General features: G+C 65.3%; 19 protein-coding genes and 1 pseudogene. 6 read left to right on the top strand and 14 right to left on the bottom strand.

Annotated elements, in window-relative coordinates:
• Window positions 1-2 precede the first annotated feature (2 nt).
• From AC3WLD_RS07485 to AC3WLD_RS07420, 14 genes and pseudogenes are all read right to left on the bottom strand, one after another.
• Window positions 3-389 (bottom strand): hypothetical protein, encoded by a 387-nt coding sequence (locus AC3WLD_RS07485; RefSeq protein ID WP_492556320.1) that lies wholly within the window; start codon window positions 387-389, stop codon window positions 3-5.
• Entirely contained in the window at window positions 386-1,885 is a 1,500-nt protein-coding gene (locus tag AC3WLD_RS07480) for a tape measure protein (RefSeq protein ID WP_492556319.1), read from the bottom strand. The genes AC3WLD_RS07485 and AC3WLD_RS07480 overlap by 4 nt, the downstream gene beginning before the upstream one ends.
• A 148-nt stretch (window positions 1,886-2,033) precedes the next feature.
• Complete coding sequence (locus tag AC3WLD_RS07475) at window positions 2,034-2,351, bottom strand: hypothetical protein (protein WP_492556318.1); 318 nt, start codon at window positions 2,349-2,351, stop codon at window positions 2,034-2,036.
• Between the two features lie 21 nt (window positions 2,352-2,372).
• Complete coding sequence (locus AC3WLD_RS07470; RefSeq protein WP_492556317.1) at window positions 2,373-3,014, bottom strand: hypothetical protein; 642 nt, start codon at window positions 3,012-3,014, stop codon at window positions 2,373-2,375.
• 73 nt (window positions 3,015-3,087) lie between these two features.
• Entirely contained in the window at window positions 3,088-3,465 is a 378-nt protein-coding gene (locus AC3WLD_RS07465) for a helix-turn-helix domain-containing protein (protein WP_492556316.1), read from the bottom strand.
• 10 nt (window positions 3,466-3,475) lie between these two features.
• Complete coding sequence (locus AC3WLD_RS07460; protein WP_492556315.1) at window positions 3,476-4,186, bottom strand: phage protein GemA/Gp16 family protein; 711 nt, start codon at window positions 4,184-4,186, stop codon at window positions 3,476-3,478.
• Window positions 4,183-4,623, bottom strand: coding sequence for a hypothetical protein (locus AC3WLD_RS07455; RefSeq protein WP_492556314.1), 441 nt, complete (start codon window positions 4,621-4,623; stop codon window positions 4,183-4,185). The genes AC3WLD_RS07460 and AC3WLD_RS07455 overlap by 4 nt, the downstream gene beginning before the upstream one ends.
• 227 nt (window positions 4,624-4,850) lie before the next feature.
• A complete protein-coding gene (locus tag AC3WLD_RS07450; protein ID WP_492556313.1) occupies window positions 4,851-4,994 on the bottom strand; it encodes a hypothetical protein in 144 nt (47 codons plus the stop codon).
• Entirely contained in the window at window positions 4,994-6,013 is a 1,020-nt protein-coding gene (locus AC3WLD_RS07445; RefSeq protein ID WP_492556312.1) for an AAA family ATPase, read from the bottom strand. Before AC3WLD_RS07445 ends, AC3WLD_RS07450 begins: the two co-directional genes overlap by 1 nt.
• Window positions 6,010-7,638, bottom strand: a complete 1,629-nt coding sequence (locus AC3WLD_RS07440) for a transposase domain-containing protein (RefSeq protein WP_492556500.1) — start codon at window positions 7,636-7,638, stop codon at window positions 6,010-6,012. The genes AC3WLD_RS07445 and AC3WLD_RS07440 overlap by 4 nt, the downstream gene beginning before the upstream one ends.
• A 132-nt stretch (window positions 7,639-7,770) precedes the next feature.
• Window positions 7,771-7,986, bottom strand: a pseudogene (locus AC3WLD_RS07435) (DNA-binding protein); the annotation flags it as partial.
• Entirely contained in the window at window positions 7,983-8,324 is a 342-nt protein-coding gene (locus AC3WLD_RS07430; protein ID WP_492556311.1) for a hypothetical protein, read from the bottom strand. The pseudogene AC3WLD_RS07435 and the gene AC3WLD_RS07430, both read right to left, overlap by 4 nt.
• Complete coding sequence (locus AC3WLD_RS07425; protein WP_492556499.1) at window positions 8,321-9,295, bottom strand: ParB/RepB/Spo0J family partition protein; 975 nt, start codon at window positions 9,293-9,295, stop codon at window positions 8,321-8,323. The genes AC3WLD_RS07430 and AC3WLD_RS07425 overlap by 4 nt, the downstream gene beginning before the upstream one ends.
• Window positions 9,295-9,537, bottom strand: coding sequence for a helix-turn-helix domain-containing protein (locus tag AC3WLD_RS07420; RefSeq protein WP_492556310.1), 243 nt, complete (start codon window positions 9,535-9,537; stop codon window positions 9,295-9,297). The genes AC3WLD_RS07425 and AC3WLD_RS07420 overlap by 1 nt, the downstream gene beginning before the upstream one ends.
• A gap of 323 nt (window positions 9,538-9,860) precedes the next feature.
• On the opposite strand from AC3WLD_RS07420, the gene AC3WLD_RS07415 reads away from it, so the two are divergent.
• The 6 genes from AC3WLD_RS07415 (at window position 9,861) to AC3WLD_RS07390 (ending at window position 15,478) form a co-directional block, all read left to right on the top strand.
• On the top strand, window positions 9,861-10,280 hold the full coding sequence (locus AC3WLD_RS07415; RefSeq protein ID WP_492556309.1) for a hypothetical protein: 420 nt from the start codon (window positions 9,861-9,863) through the stop codon (window positions 10,278-10,280).
• Between the two features lie 266 nt (window positions 10,281-10,546).
• Entirely contained in the window at window positions 10,547-10,936 is a 390-nt protein-coding gene (locus AC3WLD_RS07410; RefSeq protein ID WP_492556308.1) for a phage tail assembly protein, read from the top strand.
• Entirely contained in the window at window positions 10,933-11,334 is a 402-nt protein-coding gene (locus AC3WLD_RS07405; protein ID WP_492556307.1) for a hypothetical protein, read from the top strand. Before AC3WLD_RS07410 ends, AC3WLD_RS07405 begins: the two co-directional genes overlap by 4 nt.
• Window positions 11,335-12,190: 856 nt before the next feature.
• Window positions 12,191-13,249, top strand: a complete 1,059-nt coding sequence (locus AC3WLD_RS07400; protein ID WP_492556306.1) for an acyltransferase family protein — start codon at window positions 12,191-12,193, stop codon at window positions 13,247-13,249.
• Between the two features lie 169 nt (window positions 13,250-13,418).
• On the top strand, window positions 13,419-14,645 hold the full coding sequence (gene argJ, locus AC3WLD_RS07395; RefSeq protein WP_492556305.1) for a bifunctional glutamate N-acetyltransferase/amino-acid acetyltransferase ArgJ: 1,227 nt from the start codon (window positions 13,419-13,421) through the stop codon (window positions 14,643-14,645).
• Entirely contained in the window at window positions 14,645-15,478 is an 834-nt protein-coding gene (locus AC3WLD_RS07390) for an inositol monophosphatase family protein (protein WP_492556304.1), read from the top strand. Before argJ ends, AC3WLD_RS07390 begins: the two co-directional genes overlap by 1 nt.
• The last annotated feature ends 21 nt before the right edge of the window (window positions 15,479-15,499 follow it).

Below are 15,499 nucleotides of genomic sequence, written 5' to 3'. Positions count from 1 at the left end.
CGTCAGTTCTCCTCTGGCCGGTCGCCGGGACGCGGTTCCTCGCCGGCCTCCTGGCGCGCACGTTCGAGCCGCTTGAACAGGCTCCGCACGCCGCCTTCGGTAAGTCCAAGGCGGACGGCGATCCGGGCGTTGCTGTTGCCTTCGGCGCGGTAGTGCAGCGCTCGCAGCTCGCGAGCGAGCGGCACGCGAATCGTGCCAGGTCCGAACCGGCCGCAAAGCGCGCGGGCCTTGTCCTCGCCGATCGCGCTGGCGATAGCATGGCCGGCCTTTACCCGGCGCGGGAGATAGAGCCGCGTGCCACCGAACGATTCGGCGAGGCGGACCATCGCGGCATCGCCGATCGCCAGCGCCAGCGCCTTGTCTCGCCGATCGAGCTGCGCGGCCATCATGCCGAACCCAGCATCGTTCGCCCGAGCTGCGCGTTGATCGGGACGGAGCCGGTCGATTTGACCGCTGTCACCCGGCCCTTAAGGCCGGGGTCCAATGACACTGCGACATGGACCTTGCCGCCCACGTCGCCGCCTTCCGCCGAAATCTTGCGCGGACGCGGACGCCACGGGCGCGCCGCTGGATTGAGCAGCGGCAATGGCGCTTCGAAGCCTGGCGCGCGCGGACCGCCCCCAGGTTGCCACTTCTGGTGCTTGTCCGGCGGACGGTCCTGCATTTCGAGGAACTTGAAGGGGCCTTCCGTGACCCAGTAATTCTGAAAGGCCTTCCCGCCATTAAGGCCCAGCGCGCTATCTGTTCCTCCCACGGCTCGAATGATCTCCGCGAGGGCACTGGCGATCGTCCGAAGGTCGCGCGCCATCTCGCTCATTTCGCGGCCGACGCGCTCCCAGTCCTGCCGGGTGAAGCTCGTTGCCCACTTCACCGCGTCTTCCATCGACTTGGACAATTGGTCGGCCCAGATTTTGAGCTGGCCGGAAGCCTCCCACTCGTTGATCTTGTCGAGAAGCCCTTGCAGCTTCTTCTTTACCAGGTCGAAAATCCCGCCTTGAGCGACCTTCAACAGGAACCCGGTCCACTTGTCTTTGAGGTTGGCGATCAGGCCGGCGAACGTGGTGGATTGCCGGTCCATCATCCCGCCGAACTGGATATCCCAGATTTTCTTGACCGCGTTGGCCGCGTCGGTCCCCTGGCGCGCTGTCTCGGTGATCGCGCGGCCGGCCTTGTGATAGGTGAGCGCAACCTTGTCGCCGGTTACCTCCGCCGTAATGCCGAACTCGCGCAGGCGCTCATATTGTCGGTTTGAAGCATCGGCGAGGGCTTCAACCGCCTGATCGATGCTCTTGCTCATACCAGACGCCGCATCGCCTGACGCCTTTAGCGAGCCGTCCAAGGGCTCCAGGCCATAGCTCTTCAGCTTCACAAACGAGTCCATGACCTCGGCAAGTTCGTACGGCGTGCGCTGCGCAAAATCCGCGACCCAATCGAGGCTCTTCTTCGCCTTCTGCGAGGATCCTTCGATGCCTTCCAGGGTGATCTGGTATTGCTCGAATTTACTGGCCGTGCCGAACATGTCGAACAGACTGAAGCCGATCGCGCCGACAGTGGCTGCGCCGGCCCACTTCGCAGCTGTCACGCCCAGCCCGCCCATTTTCTTGCCTAACGCGAGCACCCCGTTTCCGGCCGCTTGCGTACCCTTCGTCCAGGCCGCGAGGCCGGCGCTTCCTGCATACCTCGCCGCTGCCTGCCCGGCGCGGGCGAAGCCGCCGACAAGACGGTCCAGATTGGCCCTCAGGCGCGTGCCCAGGACGTAGCCGCGCTGATAGGCCCGATCGGGACTGCGAAGGTCCGCCGCCATGGCCTTCGCCGACTGGCCGACGCCGCGCATGGAAGCCTGCATTCGGCGAGCCGGCGCGGTTACCCGGTCGATCGCCTGCAAAAGCATGGAGAACTTCATCGTCACGATTGCTCGCCCTCTTCCACGAATTGTTCGCTGGCCAAGCGGAGCCAGAATTCAACCTCTGGCCAGTCCATCTCCCAAAGCGCCTGGGGCGCGATGTTGAAGGTGTCGTGCCGCGCGAGGATGCCTAGGACGTAAGCCCATTCGTCGGGCCACTCAGCCCTGGCGCGGCTAGCGCGTTTCCCAGGTGCATCATGTCCTCTGCGTCCAGCAGGTCGATCTCTTCAGCGGTCAGGTTGCTGGTTGCGGCGAGCAGCGCGAGCGCGCCCGCGATCGGCGCGCCCTCGTACTTGTCCATCATCTTCATGTCGCGCGCACGCGGCCGCGACAGCTCGACCGCGAAGCCGGCCGGCTGCAGTTCTTCGTCCCGCTCGATTCCGCTCGAATCGCGCGTCGTGCGAACGATCGGATATTTGAGCCGGTAAGGTTCAACCGGAATTGCCATTTTGCTTTCTCCCTCCCGCGATCAGCGAATGACGCCGCGCGCCTGGATAAGGTCATTGTTGAGGGCGTCGCGCTCGGCAGTCAGGACGCCGATCTGCGCGTCCAGCTCCGCGAGCCTCGCCTTGCGCTCCGACAGTTTCAGGCCGTTGCGGGCGGACGGACAGAGCCGCTCGACCAGAGCAGGGATTTCAGCCGCGATGGCCTCGCCCAGGAAGTACGTCAGCACGGCCGTGTTGATCTCGGCTTGCGCGCCGGTCATCGACCGCGTGATCTGCGCTTCGCGATCGAGCTTGGCCGGCTCCATGCGCAGGAGGCCCGCAGCCTTGGACGGCCCCGCGGCCTCCGCCGCTTCCGGCCCGACAAAGTGGCTCGAAAGGTGCGAGGAGAACTGCCGCTCGAAATCCTTTCGCGACTGATCGAGCCCGCGCATGAAAACCGCGACGATATCGTCCGTATGCGGCTGCGCTCGCTCGACCAGGCTGCGCTGGTTTTGCAATTCCTCGATCTTTTGGGTTACGGTCGCCAGCTCCGCTTTCGCGGCATCGATCGCGGCGGCGAAATCGGCGATCTGGTTTGAAATCTTCATAGGGCGCTGCCTCGCATCGAAGGGTGGCGCACCCCCGGCAAGGTCGCTCGGGGCAAGAGCGACCTCCTCGCCCGACACGACGCCGGGGATGCGTTGATGCCTGTCTAGGATGGCAGGAAAACGCCCTCGACCTGACGCCCGTCAGACGCAGCTATAAATTGTCGAAGAGGTCGAGCTGGTCATCGTCCTCCGCCGCGATCAGGCGATAGACGTGGCGCTCGGAATAGCCTGTTTCGATCGCAATGCCGGCAACTGTCAATGCCCCTGCCCGGTGCAGTTCAAGCACCCGCGCGCGCCGCTCCGCCTGCTTGGGAATGCTGATCCGGCTTCCCCCGCACCACTGCGCCAGGCGCGCCGCCTCATCCTCGCTCAGGACGGCACGCAGCTGGTGGTGTTCGCCCACCTGGCGCGGGACATAGACCATGGTCCCGCCAAGCCGCCGCGCCAGTCGGCTCGCCGCGTCCTGGCCGATCGCGCCGGCCAGCTCCGCCATGGCTTCCTCGCCGGGGTTTGCGCGCGCGGTTTCCATCGCCCCGCTTTCAGCCTTCCACGGCCGGGCGCGACCCGTCGCCGGCATCGATCGGCCCGCGCGCGCTCGCCGGTAGCTCGCGGATCATGAAGCCCAGCTCGCCGGCCGCGCGCTCCAGGCGCTTGACCGGCCACCCGGCGCGATCGGCCGGGACAATGCCCCGCGCCGCGACGCCGGCAGCTTCCAGCTTCGCGAGCTGCGCCGCGATCAGCCTGTCCAGGAGCAAGGCGACGCGAGCGGCGGTAGGCATCTTGCCAGGCACGTCCTGCGGCCAGCCATGCCGCGCAGCTATGGACTTCAAGGCTTCGATCAGGCGGAACATTTCCCGCTCGCTCGCCCAGCGCAGGCGCTCGACCCGCAGCTGCCGGCGTCCGAACGATTCAAGCGCGGCGTCCGAACCGTCCTCGATCGCGCCGAGCTGGTAGAGCGAAATCCACATGGCCCGCGCCTTGCGCACGGCCATGCCGCCGCCCAGCTCGCGCCGCTTGCTCGGCCCGGCCGGGCGAAAGCCCATCCGCGTGAAGCAATTCAGCGCGGCGGATAGCTCCGCCTCGCTGCAATCCTTCGCGCTGCGCTTGCCCGTCTCTCGCTCCAGGACGTGGCGGTAGTCCTCTTCCTGCATCGCCAGCGCCTTGCGGGCGATATGGAGCTTTGCGAGCAGGCTGCGCCGCCGATCGGACTTCGCCGGCCGCGCGCCGTTATCGACCGCTAGGGCGATCACGACGCCGGCCTTTCGGCATCGGGATCGATCAGGATGCCGACAACCCGGCCGACCAGGCTGTTCCATGGAAGCGCGGAAAGGGCACTAGGCGGATCGTATGGCCCATCGGCAAGCGGGGCCGGGCCGAACTGTGCAGACCAGCTCTTCCACTCCTCGCGCGAACGCGGACGGTTGGGCTTGACCATCAGGAAGGACGGAAACGACGCGGGGGCTCCGGCGTCGTCATACCAGCGCCGCGCGAAGGCTTGCACTTCCACGATCGTCATTTCGGCCCGATGATGGCCCGAAGAAATCAGTCGGCGAAGGTAGAGCGCGCCCGGCTTCGGCAAGCGGTCCGACAGGTCCACCACGGCGACCTCGCCGGGCAGGATCATCGGTTCGCAGCTCCGATCGGGAACCGCGAATGCGACGTAGCCGATCGGCAGGTATTCGAACATGCGAAGCGCGCGCGGCTCCGCTCCGATATCCTCCGAACCTGCCGGCTCGATCGGCGTTCCTCGCGTCGCCGCGCCGTCACCCTGCGAAGCGCAAGGACCGCCCGCGTCTGAAAGAGGCGGGATAATGGATTTAAGAGGCCCTAAGAACGCAGCCGGGATGATTTTGGGCAGTGCCCCTCCCGAAAGCGCCTCTGCGGCCTCCTGCGGCGAATTTCCGATGGTCATGATCATCCTCCCACGATCGCGAGGAAGCCGGCCGCGAACCACAGCACCGCGAACGCCGCGATGCCGCCCGCGAACTCGCCGGCCAAAGCGGCACCGCCATGCTCCTGGCGGCGCGCGGCAAGCACAACCTTTGCAGCGGCGAGCATCAGCGCAGCCCCAGCTTGACGTTGCGCTGGCGCGCCGCGTCGCGAAGGTGCGCGAGCGTCAGCTTCTGGCCGGAACCGAACGCTGCCATCGACGCGATTTCGATGGTGTGCGTTACTTCGCGAAGCGCGCCGGGCAGCGCGCCGACCTTCGTCAGAAAGGCGCGCTGATCGCTGTCGTCGATGCCCCAGGCATCGAGTAGGGCGTCCATGTCGCCATCCATCGGCTTGATCAGGGGAAGCCGGAAAGAAAAACGGGAGGAGATTTGCGCGAGCGCGCTCTTACGGCCGTCAATCTGCCCGACCACGCTTTCATTGCCCATCAGCGCAACGCCGACTTTCGTCTGATCGTGCCAGCTGCGCAGCTCGTTAAGCGCTTTGTCCGTCAGCTCCTGCGCTTCATCGATGATCAGCAGGCCGTTCTTGCCGCGCACTCGCGCCTTGATCTGGCGCGACATTTGCTGCGGACTGCCCTTGATCTCGCCAAGCCCGATCGCTTCGGCGACTTCGATTGCCATGGTCGCGACGCCCGCCGTTGATGGCGACATGGTGGCCAGCCAGGCGTTGGGATCGTTGGCGACGAAGCGCTCCGCCGCAGTCGTTTTGCCGATGCCCGGTGTCGTCACGACCAGGACCATCTTGCCCGACTGCGCCCACCGGAACAGTTCGAACAGCCGTGCCGAAGTCGGCGTGTCGTACCAGCTCGGCACGACCGGCGTGTCCGCCGCAAGCTCCGCCTGGCTTTCCGCCCGGTTGCGCCAGGCGTTGACCTTGGCGGCGACGGCGGCGTTGTTCCCGGCGTACTTGCCGGTCGCGAAGAGCGAGAGGGTGGACGATGCAACGTCCGTCAGCTTCTGGATTTGCGGCCAGCTAAGGCCCTCCTCTTCCTTTTGCGCGATCAGCCAGGCGCGGGCTTCTACCTCGCTCCGGCTGTTGTCTGCGACCACTTCCATGTTACAGGCTCCCTTGCTTACAGGCACAAACGGCCGCGTCGGGGTGCAACCCGGCGCGGCCAACTTCATTCGACAGTTCGCACAGACCGGAACCTGATCAGGCCGGCATGCACTTGGTCGCTAAAGGCAGGTTCGGCAGACACGGGCGCGGCCTGCTGAGTTGGTTTGAGCGCAGCAGCCACGTGGCCCCTGGCATGAACGATGCGCGATGCTCCTGGCGCGGGACGCGGTGCCGGCATGCTGTGCCCGGCTTCGAGCGCGGCGACTTGTGCAGCGGTGAGCAGCTCGGCGGCTTCCTCGGCCGCGCGGAACTTCTTGCGGACCTCCGCCTTCGCGCGTTGCTGGCGCTCGGCGGCATCGGTGTCATAGAAGCCGACTGCCTGGCGAACCGCCGCCTCGCACACGTACTCGCCCGTCTTGCGGTAGACGTGAACCGCGCTGTGCAGGTTGTCGGCGTCGTATCGAACCGTAACCATCTTGCCGGCAAGCTCGACCAGCTCGGCCGCCCAATAGCTGTTGCCGTGAATTGTCACCGAACCGTGATTGCGATCGCAGCGACGGTCCTTCGCCTCAAGCAAGGCGATGCGCATCTGCGCTTCAGTCGCGATCTTGATAGCCGATCCCGAGTACGACGCGGCGAAGGTTTCATCCAGGCTGCGCCCGCGCGCCGCTTCACTCGTGCGGCCCGGCCGGGCGTTGTGCCGGGCGATCACGCGGGCAAGGTGCGCCTGGAAGTCTGCGATCGGGATGGCGCGCGACCCGGCATCCTCGGGCCGCGCCCCCGGCTTGTTGCCGGTGTACGCGCCCACCATCGAAAACGATTTGGCGGCATAGTCGCAAAGCTCTTTCCATGCCCGTTCGATCGGCTTGGACCGGCCCGAGTACGGCAGCGCCCATTTCGTCTCGATGCCCAGCGCTGTCAGGATGCCGGTCTGTTCGTCGGACTGGATGGTGAAGCGGAACCGCGTTTTCGCGCCGCCGGTCATAGCCTTCGATGCGAACGCCCGGCCATTGTCGAGTGTCACCTTGCCGGGAATGCCCCAGTCGCGAAACAGGTCGGCGAAGGCGGTCCTTACGAGGCGCGTGTTTTCGGTGCGGCCGATCCGGTGCGCCAAAATCTTGCGGCTGTAGAGGTCCTGAATGCCGACCAGCACCGGGCGCGCGATAATCGGCTTGCCTTTCGCATCCTCGCCGAAGTTGACGAACACGTCGCACACGTGGCCATCGATATTGACCGCTTCCATCGCGTGAAGCGAGGCGACCGATCGCCGCAGCGGCGGAACCGTGTTCGTCACCGCCTCGCGCCCGTCGCGCTTGCCCTTCTTGAGCAGGCTGCTGACCTTTTTCATTCGCCGCTCGAGCGTCTTGCGGCAGGGCAGCACTATGCCGTTGGGCTGCGCGTATTCTTCAAGCACCTCATTGTAGCAGGCGGCGAAAGGCTGCCGGGAGTTGTTCAGGTACTTCGTTTTGAGCATCTGCCAGGCGGTGGCATCGATCTCGGTTTCCTTTCCGCCACCCCTGTATTGGGGAGCGAGCCTGGGAAGCCAGTTATGTCGATCGAACTGCGCCACCTCGCGCCGCCAGTTATGGATGGCGCGCGGTGAAACCCCGCGCTGGCGCGCTGCCGCTTCGATAGCTGCTGTCCGCATGGCACCGCTGCGAACGGCCGTTTCAATGTCCATGAGGATTTCCATCCGCCGATGCGCTTCGGCTTTGACCTTGGTTGGCTGTGCCTCGAACCGGGCCCAGGCTGCGGCATCGTCGTCGCCGCTGTCGTTCGCCGCTTGGCCGTGGGGCGGTTTGATCAGGGGCGTCAGGACCTCTTGTGCGGCATCGGGAAAGAGGCTCGCGTGATATTCGGTCCCGCCTCCCCGCGCCGAACGCCGCCGCGCCAGCGGCGAGCCATCTTCGGCGCGCTGGTTGGCCCAGCCTTGCGCCAACGCCAGCGCGTGAACGGACCGCTTTTCGGTCGGCAGACCCGGCAGTCGCCGCTCTGCGATCTCGGCTGCGGTCAGCCAGCAACTGGCGATCTCCGGCCTCACCCGCGCAGTTCCTCCGTCAAGAGGTCGAGCAACAGCCGGTGGCGATCGGCGGGCGCGAGCGAGCCGATCGCGCGGCGCGCGATTGCGCTAGCTGTTTCCAGGTGAAGCGGCGGAAGGGCCTGCACTCGCTTGCCCGTCACGATGAACTGCACGTCCGCGCCCGCCTCGGCAAAGCTCGCAAGGGCTGCGGCGGTCGGACTACTACGCCCCGCTTCCCAGGCTAGTTGCGTGCCCTTTCTGACGCCGGCCAGCGCAGCCATGGCCGTCTGCGAAAGGTCGAGCCGGATGCGCTCGCCGCGCAGACGGTCGGCGATCGTGTCGCCTTCGCGCCCGCTCACAGCAGGCCCCGCTGGGTGAAGCGGGCAACCATCGCCTTGGCCTGACCGGGCGTGACCTGATCGGCGAGCCATTGGGCGTGCGCCTTGCGATCATTCGCCTGCATCTTTGTCCAGGCGTCGATGGCCTTGGCGACGTGATTGCTTTCGTCCGGCCGGTTGCCAGGGCTTTCGCGAAGCCCGATCGCCATCAGGACCTGAAGCATGTCTTTCCACTGACCATCCGGGCCGCGACTTTTTGCGGGAAAGCGGTCAGGATTGAGCAGCGCTTCGATCGCATCGCGGCGCGCAAATGCCGGAAAATCAGCGTCGGGCTCATAGAGCACTGACGCAAGGGTCTGCATGTGCGACAGCTTTTCGCCCAGCGGATGGGCGTTGATCAGCGCGAAGTGATCGGGGAAGGGAACGACCAGCTTTTCGTACAGATTTCGATATCTGCGGATCGTCCTCGGCTTGTCGTTAGAGAGTGCTGCGCAAGCCTCGTCGATTGCCAGACGCTCCGCCTCGGGCGTATTGGCCAAAGTGGACAATGCGCTCCAACGGCTGAAAGCCGCAGCCTTTTGCTGACTGATCGCAGCTAACGGAGCAACGGCCAATGCCGCCGATCGCCACCGCTCCATGATAAAGCAGGCGCGCTCGATCGGGCGCAAGATGCGCCGATCAAGGTTCTCCGCAACCTGCAATTGGCGCAGCTCTTCCGCCTTGCTGCCGGGACCGGCGCGAACCTCCGCCGCGATCTCCGTCCATCCCAGCGCCGTCGCTGCGCGCAGCCGGTGCCGGCCAGCGATCACGCTGAACGGCGCACCCTTCGCCGCGTTGCCGTTCTTGCGAACCCAAATCGGGGTGTGCAGCCCTTCGGCCTGTAGCCGCGCCTTCAGGCATTCGATCGCGTCGGCATCGATCAGCCCGACATAAGCATCCGCTGGCAGTTCGCCGATCTGATCGATCGGCAGGGAGAGCCGAGAATGATCCATCACGCGGCAGCAGCCTTCATTGCTTCACGAATGGGCATGTCGTCCGAGACGATGAGGCCATCTTTGATCCCCAAGGCGACCGCCACCTTATGCGCGTCGCCGCGCGTGCCTTTGAAGCGGCCGTCCAGAACGCCAAGGACGATGGCTTTCGAAACTCCCAGCTCGCGGGCCACGTCGGAAGCCGTTCGGCCAATTCGCGCGAGGCGCAAGCGAGCCTCTTCCAAGTTGGCATGATCTGCCATAGAATGCTCCTAATCTGACACGGTGAGCAGATATATGCTCACTATGTGAATTTAGAAGCTCATTGCAAGTTATTTTTGGAGGAAACGTGACGCTCGGTGCGCGAATCAAGGAAGAGCGTCGGCGGCTTGGCAAAAGCCAAACCGAGTTCGCTTCACTCGCAGGCGCTTCGCGTCGGGCTATGGCGAATTGGGAAGCTGACGGCTCTGCGCCAGTCGCGACTGCGCTCGTTGCTTGGTCTAATGCTGGCGCAGACGCGCTCTACATTCTCACAGGGTCGCGAGCGTCTCCAAAGTCATCCACTGATGTTCTGGTCCGGAACCGATTGGACGAAATTCATCGTGACATTTTGGACGCGAGCCGGTGGCAGTTGCCAGGAGAGAACCAAGCGGAGGTCGAAGCTAGGATTTTGGGCCTTCGTGCTGAAGAGCTAAGTGAAATGCTTGGCGGCCTCACTCAATCGCAAGCCGACTTGCGGTCGAGAGCCGAAGCCCTCTTAGCGATCTGCGAAAAGCCAGAGATGCTTTCGTCATTTCGGGCCGCCGACTTTGTGAAAAATCGTAAGCGCCGAGAGGAAGCCAAAGAACAGCTAGTAAAATGGTTGCAACATGGAAAGTGGCAATTGGGGGACGAAGCGCTGTCGCTCTTGACGACATTGCATATCGAGTACGGCGTTCCGCTCAAATTACTCGTTGAAGTTGCAGTTCTTTGTAATCCAACAGCAAGCGCAGCGAATGATGCTTAGGTGACTGCCGGCCTACATGCCCGAAGGCCCAAGGCTCTACGTCCGAAACGTACTGGCAGCTAAGCGGATAATGCGATCTCCGGCCGCGTAACGCAAGCCGCGACTGGCGCTGGCCGCCCTGCATGCTCATCGGAGCCCGAGGGATAACGCCCGAAACGTCGGACCAGCATTCGCGAGACATAGGAATACGCGGCCGGCGAAGTCAATCCGGCGCAGCTGACACCCGTCATACAGTCTATCCGCCTGCGGATGCGTAGCCATGGCGCATGGCTACGCTCTCCTCCGATCGCCTCGCCGGCCCTGCCGGCGAACCCTTCATGCCGGCCCAGCCGGCAACGGCCGTATTCGAACTGTCCCGGCCGATCGCGACGGACGGCGAAGATGGCGAGGTCGAGACGCATGGCCTCGGCATGCGTGCCCTCGCGCAGCCCGATCTCGCCATGCTCGATCAGTTCCACGGCCAGCCGATCGCGCTGTCTCGCGCCGTGATCGGCGCGCTTTGCGATATCACGCCGGGCCAGGTGGAGCAGCTCGCCCTGGACGATTTCGCGATGCTCGCCGCCGACGCCCTTTTCCAGGTCGAGCAGCTCAGCACCGCCATGGGCCTGCCGCCGCGCTTCTTCCTGGAGCCGCGCGCGGCGGAGACTGCCCAGTGAGCGTATTTGCCAAGGGATCGCGCACCGGCTCGCATGTGCTGGACGATATCGCCCAAGTGATCGGCGAGGATGCAGCATTCGCGCTGGCGGCGGAGTTCATCGGCCAGCGGCTCTATGTTCCGATGACCCCCGACACCAATCCACGAATCGCGCTAGCGATCGGCGCGGAAAACGCGGCCAAGTTTTGCGACGTATTCTATCGCACGATGGTATGCCTTCCGATCATGGTTGTCCTCGAACGCTGCGTTCCTGCCCTCGCTGCGAAGGGTGTGCCCAAGCGCGAGATTGCCAACAGCCTCCGCATCCGCGAGGCGCGTGTCTATGCGATCCTGAAGCGCGTCCGCGATCGGGAGGAGGCGGCGAAGGCGGTCGCCGGCCCTGCCGGCCAGCCGGCCTAAACGGGGTAGCCGCACCACTTTTCGGAAGCGGGGCCTTGGGCTCGATTGCACATGCAAGCGGGCGGCGCTTTTTCTTCCTCAATCTGCGGTTTAATCTCCCACTTAAATTCTGCCGATTTGGCGCACGCGGCCAGCCGGAGGCCAATTTTTCCGTTATTTTTTAGTATGTTCCCACTTGGACAGCGAAAACGACCGACTTGCGCGTCTTCACGTCGCCAAAAAATTGAAATTCGCGCCGATCGGGACCCTTTCAGACCTTCGCAGGGCTCGCCGAAAATGGCTCTAAACCGCCATTAAGAGGCGTTTTAGGCGACGATTTAGGAGGTCATTGCGACGCCCGCCGAAAGTGGGCAAAAAGGCCCGTCAGAGGGGCATTTCCCCACTTAGTGCAGACACAGTGTCCCGCCGATCGAGCCACCCGCAAAATGGCAGAAAACCCAAGATTTCCGGGGGTCCAATCCCACGCAGTCCCACCATGTCCAAGGAAATCCCGGTCCACATGGCCCTATGCAGAACCTCTCGTCCCCTTACAACCGGGCTCATAAGCACGGGCACCGGGATGTTCTCGTAAATTTCCAAGGGCGGCAATGGCTTCTTTTTCGCGGACTTCGTGGCCGCTCCGGTCGATGCGGTTTCGTCGGAGTAACCAGCGTGATTTTCCGCTGGAGCGCCATTCAGCATCACGACCGATCCAGCGATCCACACAAAAAACGCCATCGACACCCCCACTGCAGACGGTCGATCCTGCCGCGGAGGGCTGCGGCTGTCCAGTCCCGCCCCTGCACCCGCGGCGCGGCGATTGCCAAGTCCCGCGCCTGCGCTACATAACCTGATCCAGGGGAAACGGGGGAAGCTCATGGCCACGACATCAGGACAAATCGAGACACCGGCCCCCAAACCCCACGCCCCGCGCCTCAGCCAGCTCGATGGCCTCCGCGGGATCGCGGCGTTCATGATCATGCTGTACCACGCGGAGATCGTCTATCGCGGGCATGGACCGTTCCTGCGCGGGTATCTCTACGTCGATCTGTTCTTCCTGCTCTCGGGGTTCGTGCTGGCGGTTTCGACCGAGAAGAAGCTCAACGCCGGGATCGGACCGATCGAGTTCACCTGGGGGCGCTACAAGCGGCTCTATCCGCTGGTCGCGGTCGGGATCGGGGTGGCGCTGGTCCGCGCGGTGTGGATCGGGATGGCCGATCCGCTCACCCTGCTGCTGTGGGTCGCGCTAGACCTCGCGATGATCCCGAGCCTCACCGGCAGCGGGCCGTTCTATCGCTACAACGGACCGCAGTGGACGCTGTTCTGGGAGCTCGCCGCCAACTTCGTTCACGCGCTGGTGCTCAAGAAGGTGCCGACCAAGGTGCTGCCCTTAATCGCCGCGGCGATGTGCGCGTGGCTGGTCTACGAGGTCCGCAAGCACGGCTCGGACACCATGGGCGTCTCCGCGCTGACGAGGGATACCTGGTGGACGCCAATCCCGCGGGTCGCCTTCCCCTACATCCTCGGGGTGTGGTTCGGGCGCAAGTACAAGGAGGGCTTCCGCACCCCCGGCCTGCCGTGGCCGCTCGCGCTGCTGCTGCCGATCGCCGGGATCATGTGCGTGCCCTACCTGCCGCTGAGCCACGCGACCGGCGACCTCGTGTTCGTGATCCTGTTCGTGCCGGTGATGATGTGGAATGTCGTGATGTGCCGCCCGCCCGCGGCGCTGATGCCGGCGATGGACTGGCTGGGCAACTTCTCGCTGCCGCTCTACTGCGTCCACCTGACCATCCTGGTGTGGATGAGCGAGATTCTCGGCCGCGAGCTGTGGGTGCGCCTCTCCGCCATCGCGGTGGCGCTGGTCGTGTCCTATGCGTTCTCGCGGCTGATCTCGTTCAAGGCCAAGCCGACCGTGGTGAAGGGTCAGGCCGCGTAAGGTCCAAACGCGTCGTCATTGCGAGCGAAGCGAAGCAATCTACGGTGGCGGTTCCCCTGAATTGCCGCGCGACCTTCGGTCGCTCGCAATGACGAACGGAGTGGTCAGGCCAGCGCCCCTGCAATGACGGCGGTTGTGTGGGCGCGCGCGCGCGAATATGGCGCGGCGCATGTCCGACGCCGTATCGCCCCTCGCCCGCCCGTTTCCCGAGATGCCGCCCATCGCAGGCGTCACGCTGCGCGTCACTCGCGCGGGGTACAAGGACTGGGGCCGCTGCGACCTGACCTTCGCGGAACTGGCCGAGGGCACGGCCGTCGCTGGCGTGTTCACACGCAATGTCTGCTGCTCGTCGGAAGTCGAGCTCGGCCGCGAGCAGGTCAAGGCCGGCCGCGCCCGGGCGCTGGTGGTCAACGCCGGCAATTCCAATGCCTTCACTGGCTATCGCGGGCGCGAAGCGGTCGAGGCGATCATGGCGCAGGTCGCCGGGCATCTCGGCTGCGCGAAAGAGGAAGTGTTCGTCTCTTCCACCGGCGTCATCGGGGTGCCGCTGCCCAAGGACAAGGCCGTCGCCGGGATCGACGCGGCGGTCATGGCCGAGCCATGCGGCTGGGCCGATGCCGCCGCCACCATCGGCACGACCGACACTTTCGCCAAGGGCGCGATGGCCACGGCCGTGGTCGGCGGCCAGACCGTGACGCTCTGCGCGATCATCAAGGGCAGCGGCATGATCGCGCCCGACATGGCGACGATGCTCGGCTACGTGTTCACCGACTGCGCGATTGACCCGGCGTTCCTGCAGGAACTGCTGTCCGCCGCGAACCGCGAGACGTTCTCGTGCATCACGGTCGACAGCGACACCTCGACCAGCGACACCGTGCTCGCCTTCGCCACCGGCCAGGCGGGCAACGCACCGCTGACCTCGTTCGACAGCCCCGGCGCCGACGCCTTCGCCGCCGCCCTGGCGGACGTGTGCCGACAGCTCGCCCACTTGGTCGTCCGTGACGGCGAGGGCGCACAGAAGTTCATTGCGATCACCGTCTCCGGCGCGGTCAGCGACGACAGCGCCCGCAAGGTCGGCATGGCGATCGCCAACTCGCCGCTGGTCAAGACCGCCATCGCCGGCGAGGACGCCAACTGGGGCCGCGTCGTCATGGCCGTCGGCAAGGCCGGCGAACCCGCCGACCGCGACCGGCTGTCGATCGGCTTCGGCGGCATCTGGGCGGCGCGCGAGGGGCAGCCGCTCGCAGACTACGACGAGGCCCCGGTCGCCGAGCACCTCAAGGGGCAGGACGTGACCATCGAGGTCGATCTCGGCCTCGGTTCGGGCCGCGCCACAGTGTGGACCTGCGACCTCACCCACGGCTACATCTCGATCAACGCGGACTACCGCAGCTGATGGAAGAACTGACCCGCGAGGTCCACGCGGTCATGCGCCTCGCGGCCGAGCGGGCGATCCTGCCGCGCTGGCGCCAGCTGGCCGGGCACGAGATCGTCCACAAGGCGGCGGACGACGTCGTCACCGTCGCGGATCACGAAAGCGAAGCGCTGCTCGCCGATGGGCTGGCCCGGCTGCTGCCCGAAGCCACCATCGTCGGCGAGGAAGCGGCCCATGCCGATCCGGCGGTGCTCGAACGTCTCGGCGACAGCCTGTGCTGGATCATCGACCCGCTCGACGGCACCAACAACTTCGCGGCGGGCAAAGGTCCGTTCGGCATCATCATCGCCTTGGCCGAAGCGGGCGAGACTGTCGCGGGGTGGCTCTACGATCCGCTGACCGGGCGGCTGTGCCATGCGATGCGCGGCAAGGGCGCGTGGATCGATGGCGAGCGGGTCGCAGCACGGCCTAGCGGCAACGAGCCGCCGGTCGCCGCGATCTCGCTGGTGTTCATGGATCCCGCGCAGCGCGAACGGGTGAAGCGCACGGTCGCGCCGCACTATGCTCTCGTCGACATTCCACGCTGCGCCGCCGAGCAGTACCCGCGGCTTGCGCTCGGGCAGAACGACGTCTCGATCTTCGAGCGCGCGCTCGCGTGGGACCACGCGGCGGGCGTGCTGTTCCTTAACGAGGCGGGCGGCAAGGCCGCGCGCCCGGATGGCCGGGCGTACCGGGTGGACGAGGCGCACCTGCCGGGACTGCTGGGCGCGGCCAGTCCGGCACTGTGGGATGAACTGGCAGGGTATCTGCGTCCCCGCGAAGGCGGGGACCTCGTGCAGTCGAACGGTCCGTAAACCGGTGGAGGCCCCCGCCTT

The organism is Novosphingobium sp. FW305-C-111 (assembly GCF_058783565.1).
This window is presented reverse-complemented; position numbering and strand designations above follow the sequence as displayed.

Excerpts from the sequence above, each read along its gene's own strand:
- AC3WLD_RS07485 (WP_492556320.1), bottom strand. The coding sequence starts at position 389 with ATGATGGCCGCGCAGCTCGATCGGCGAGACAAGGCGCTGGCGCTGGCG.
- AC3WLD_RS07475 (WP_492556318.1), bottom strand. The coding sequence starts at position 2,351 with ATGGCAATTCCGGTTGAACCTTACCGGCTCAAATATCCGATCGTTCGC.
- AC3WLD_RS07465 (WP_492556316.1), bottom strand. The coding sequence starts at position 3,465 with ATGGAAACCGCGCGCGCAAACCCCGGCGAGGAAGCCATGGCGGAGCTG.
- AC3WLD_RS07455 (WP_492556314.1), bottom strand. The coding sequence starts at position 4,623 with ATGTTCGAATACCTGCCGATCGGCTACGTCGCATTCGCGGTTCCCGAT.
- AC3WLD_RS07450 (WP_492556313.1), bottom strand. The coding sequence starts at position 4,994 with ATGCTCGCCGCTGCAAAGGTTGTGCTTGCCGCGCGCCGCCAGGAGCAT.
- AC3WLD_RS07445 (WP_492556312.1), bottom strand. The coding sequence starts at position 6,013 with ATGAAGTTGGCCGCGCCGGGTTGCACCCCGACGCGGCCGTTTGTGCCT.
- AC3WLD_RS07440 (WP_492556500.1), bottom strand. The coding sequence starts at position 7,638 with ATGGAAATCCTCATGGACATTGAAACGGCCGTTCGCAGCGGTGCCATG.
- AC3WLD_RS07425 (WP_492556499.1), bottom strand. The coding sequence starts at position 9,295 with ATGGATCATTCTCGGCTCTCCCTGCCGATCGATCAGATCGGCGAACTG.
- AC3WLD_RS07420 (WP_492556310.1), bottom strand. The coding sequence starts at position 9,537 with ATGGCAGATCATGCCAACTTGGAAGAGGCTCGCTTGCGCCTCGCGCGA.
- AC3WLD_RS07410 (WP_492556308.1), top strand. The coding sequence starts at position 10,547 with ATGGCTACGCTCTCCTCCGATCGCCTCGCCGGCCCTGCCGGCGAACCC.
- AC3WLD_RS07400 (WP_492556306.1), top strand. The coding sequence starts at position 12,191 with ATGGCCACGACATCAGGACAAATCGAGACACCGGCCCCCAAACCCCAC.
- argJ (WP_492556305.1), top strand. The coding sequence starts at position 13,419 with ATGTCCGACGCCGTATCGCCCCTCGCCCGCCCGTTTCCCGAGATGCCG.
- AC3WLD_RS07390 (WP_492556304.1), top strand. The coding sequence starts at position 14,645 with ATGGAAGAACTGACCCGCGAGGTCCACGCGGTCATGCGCCTCGCGGCC.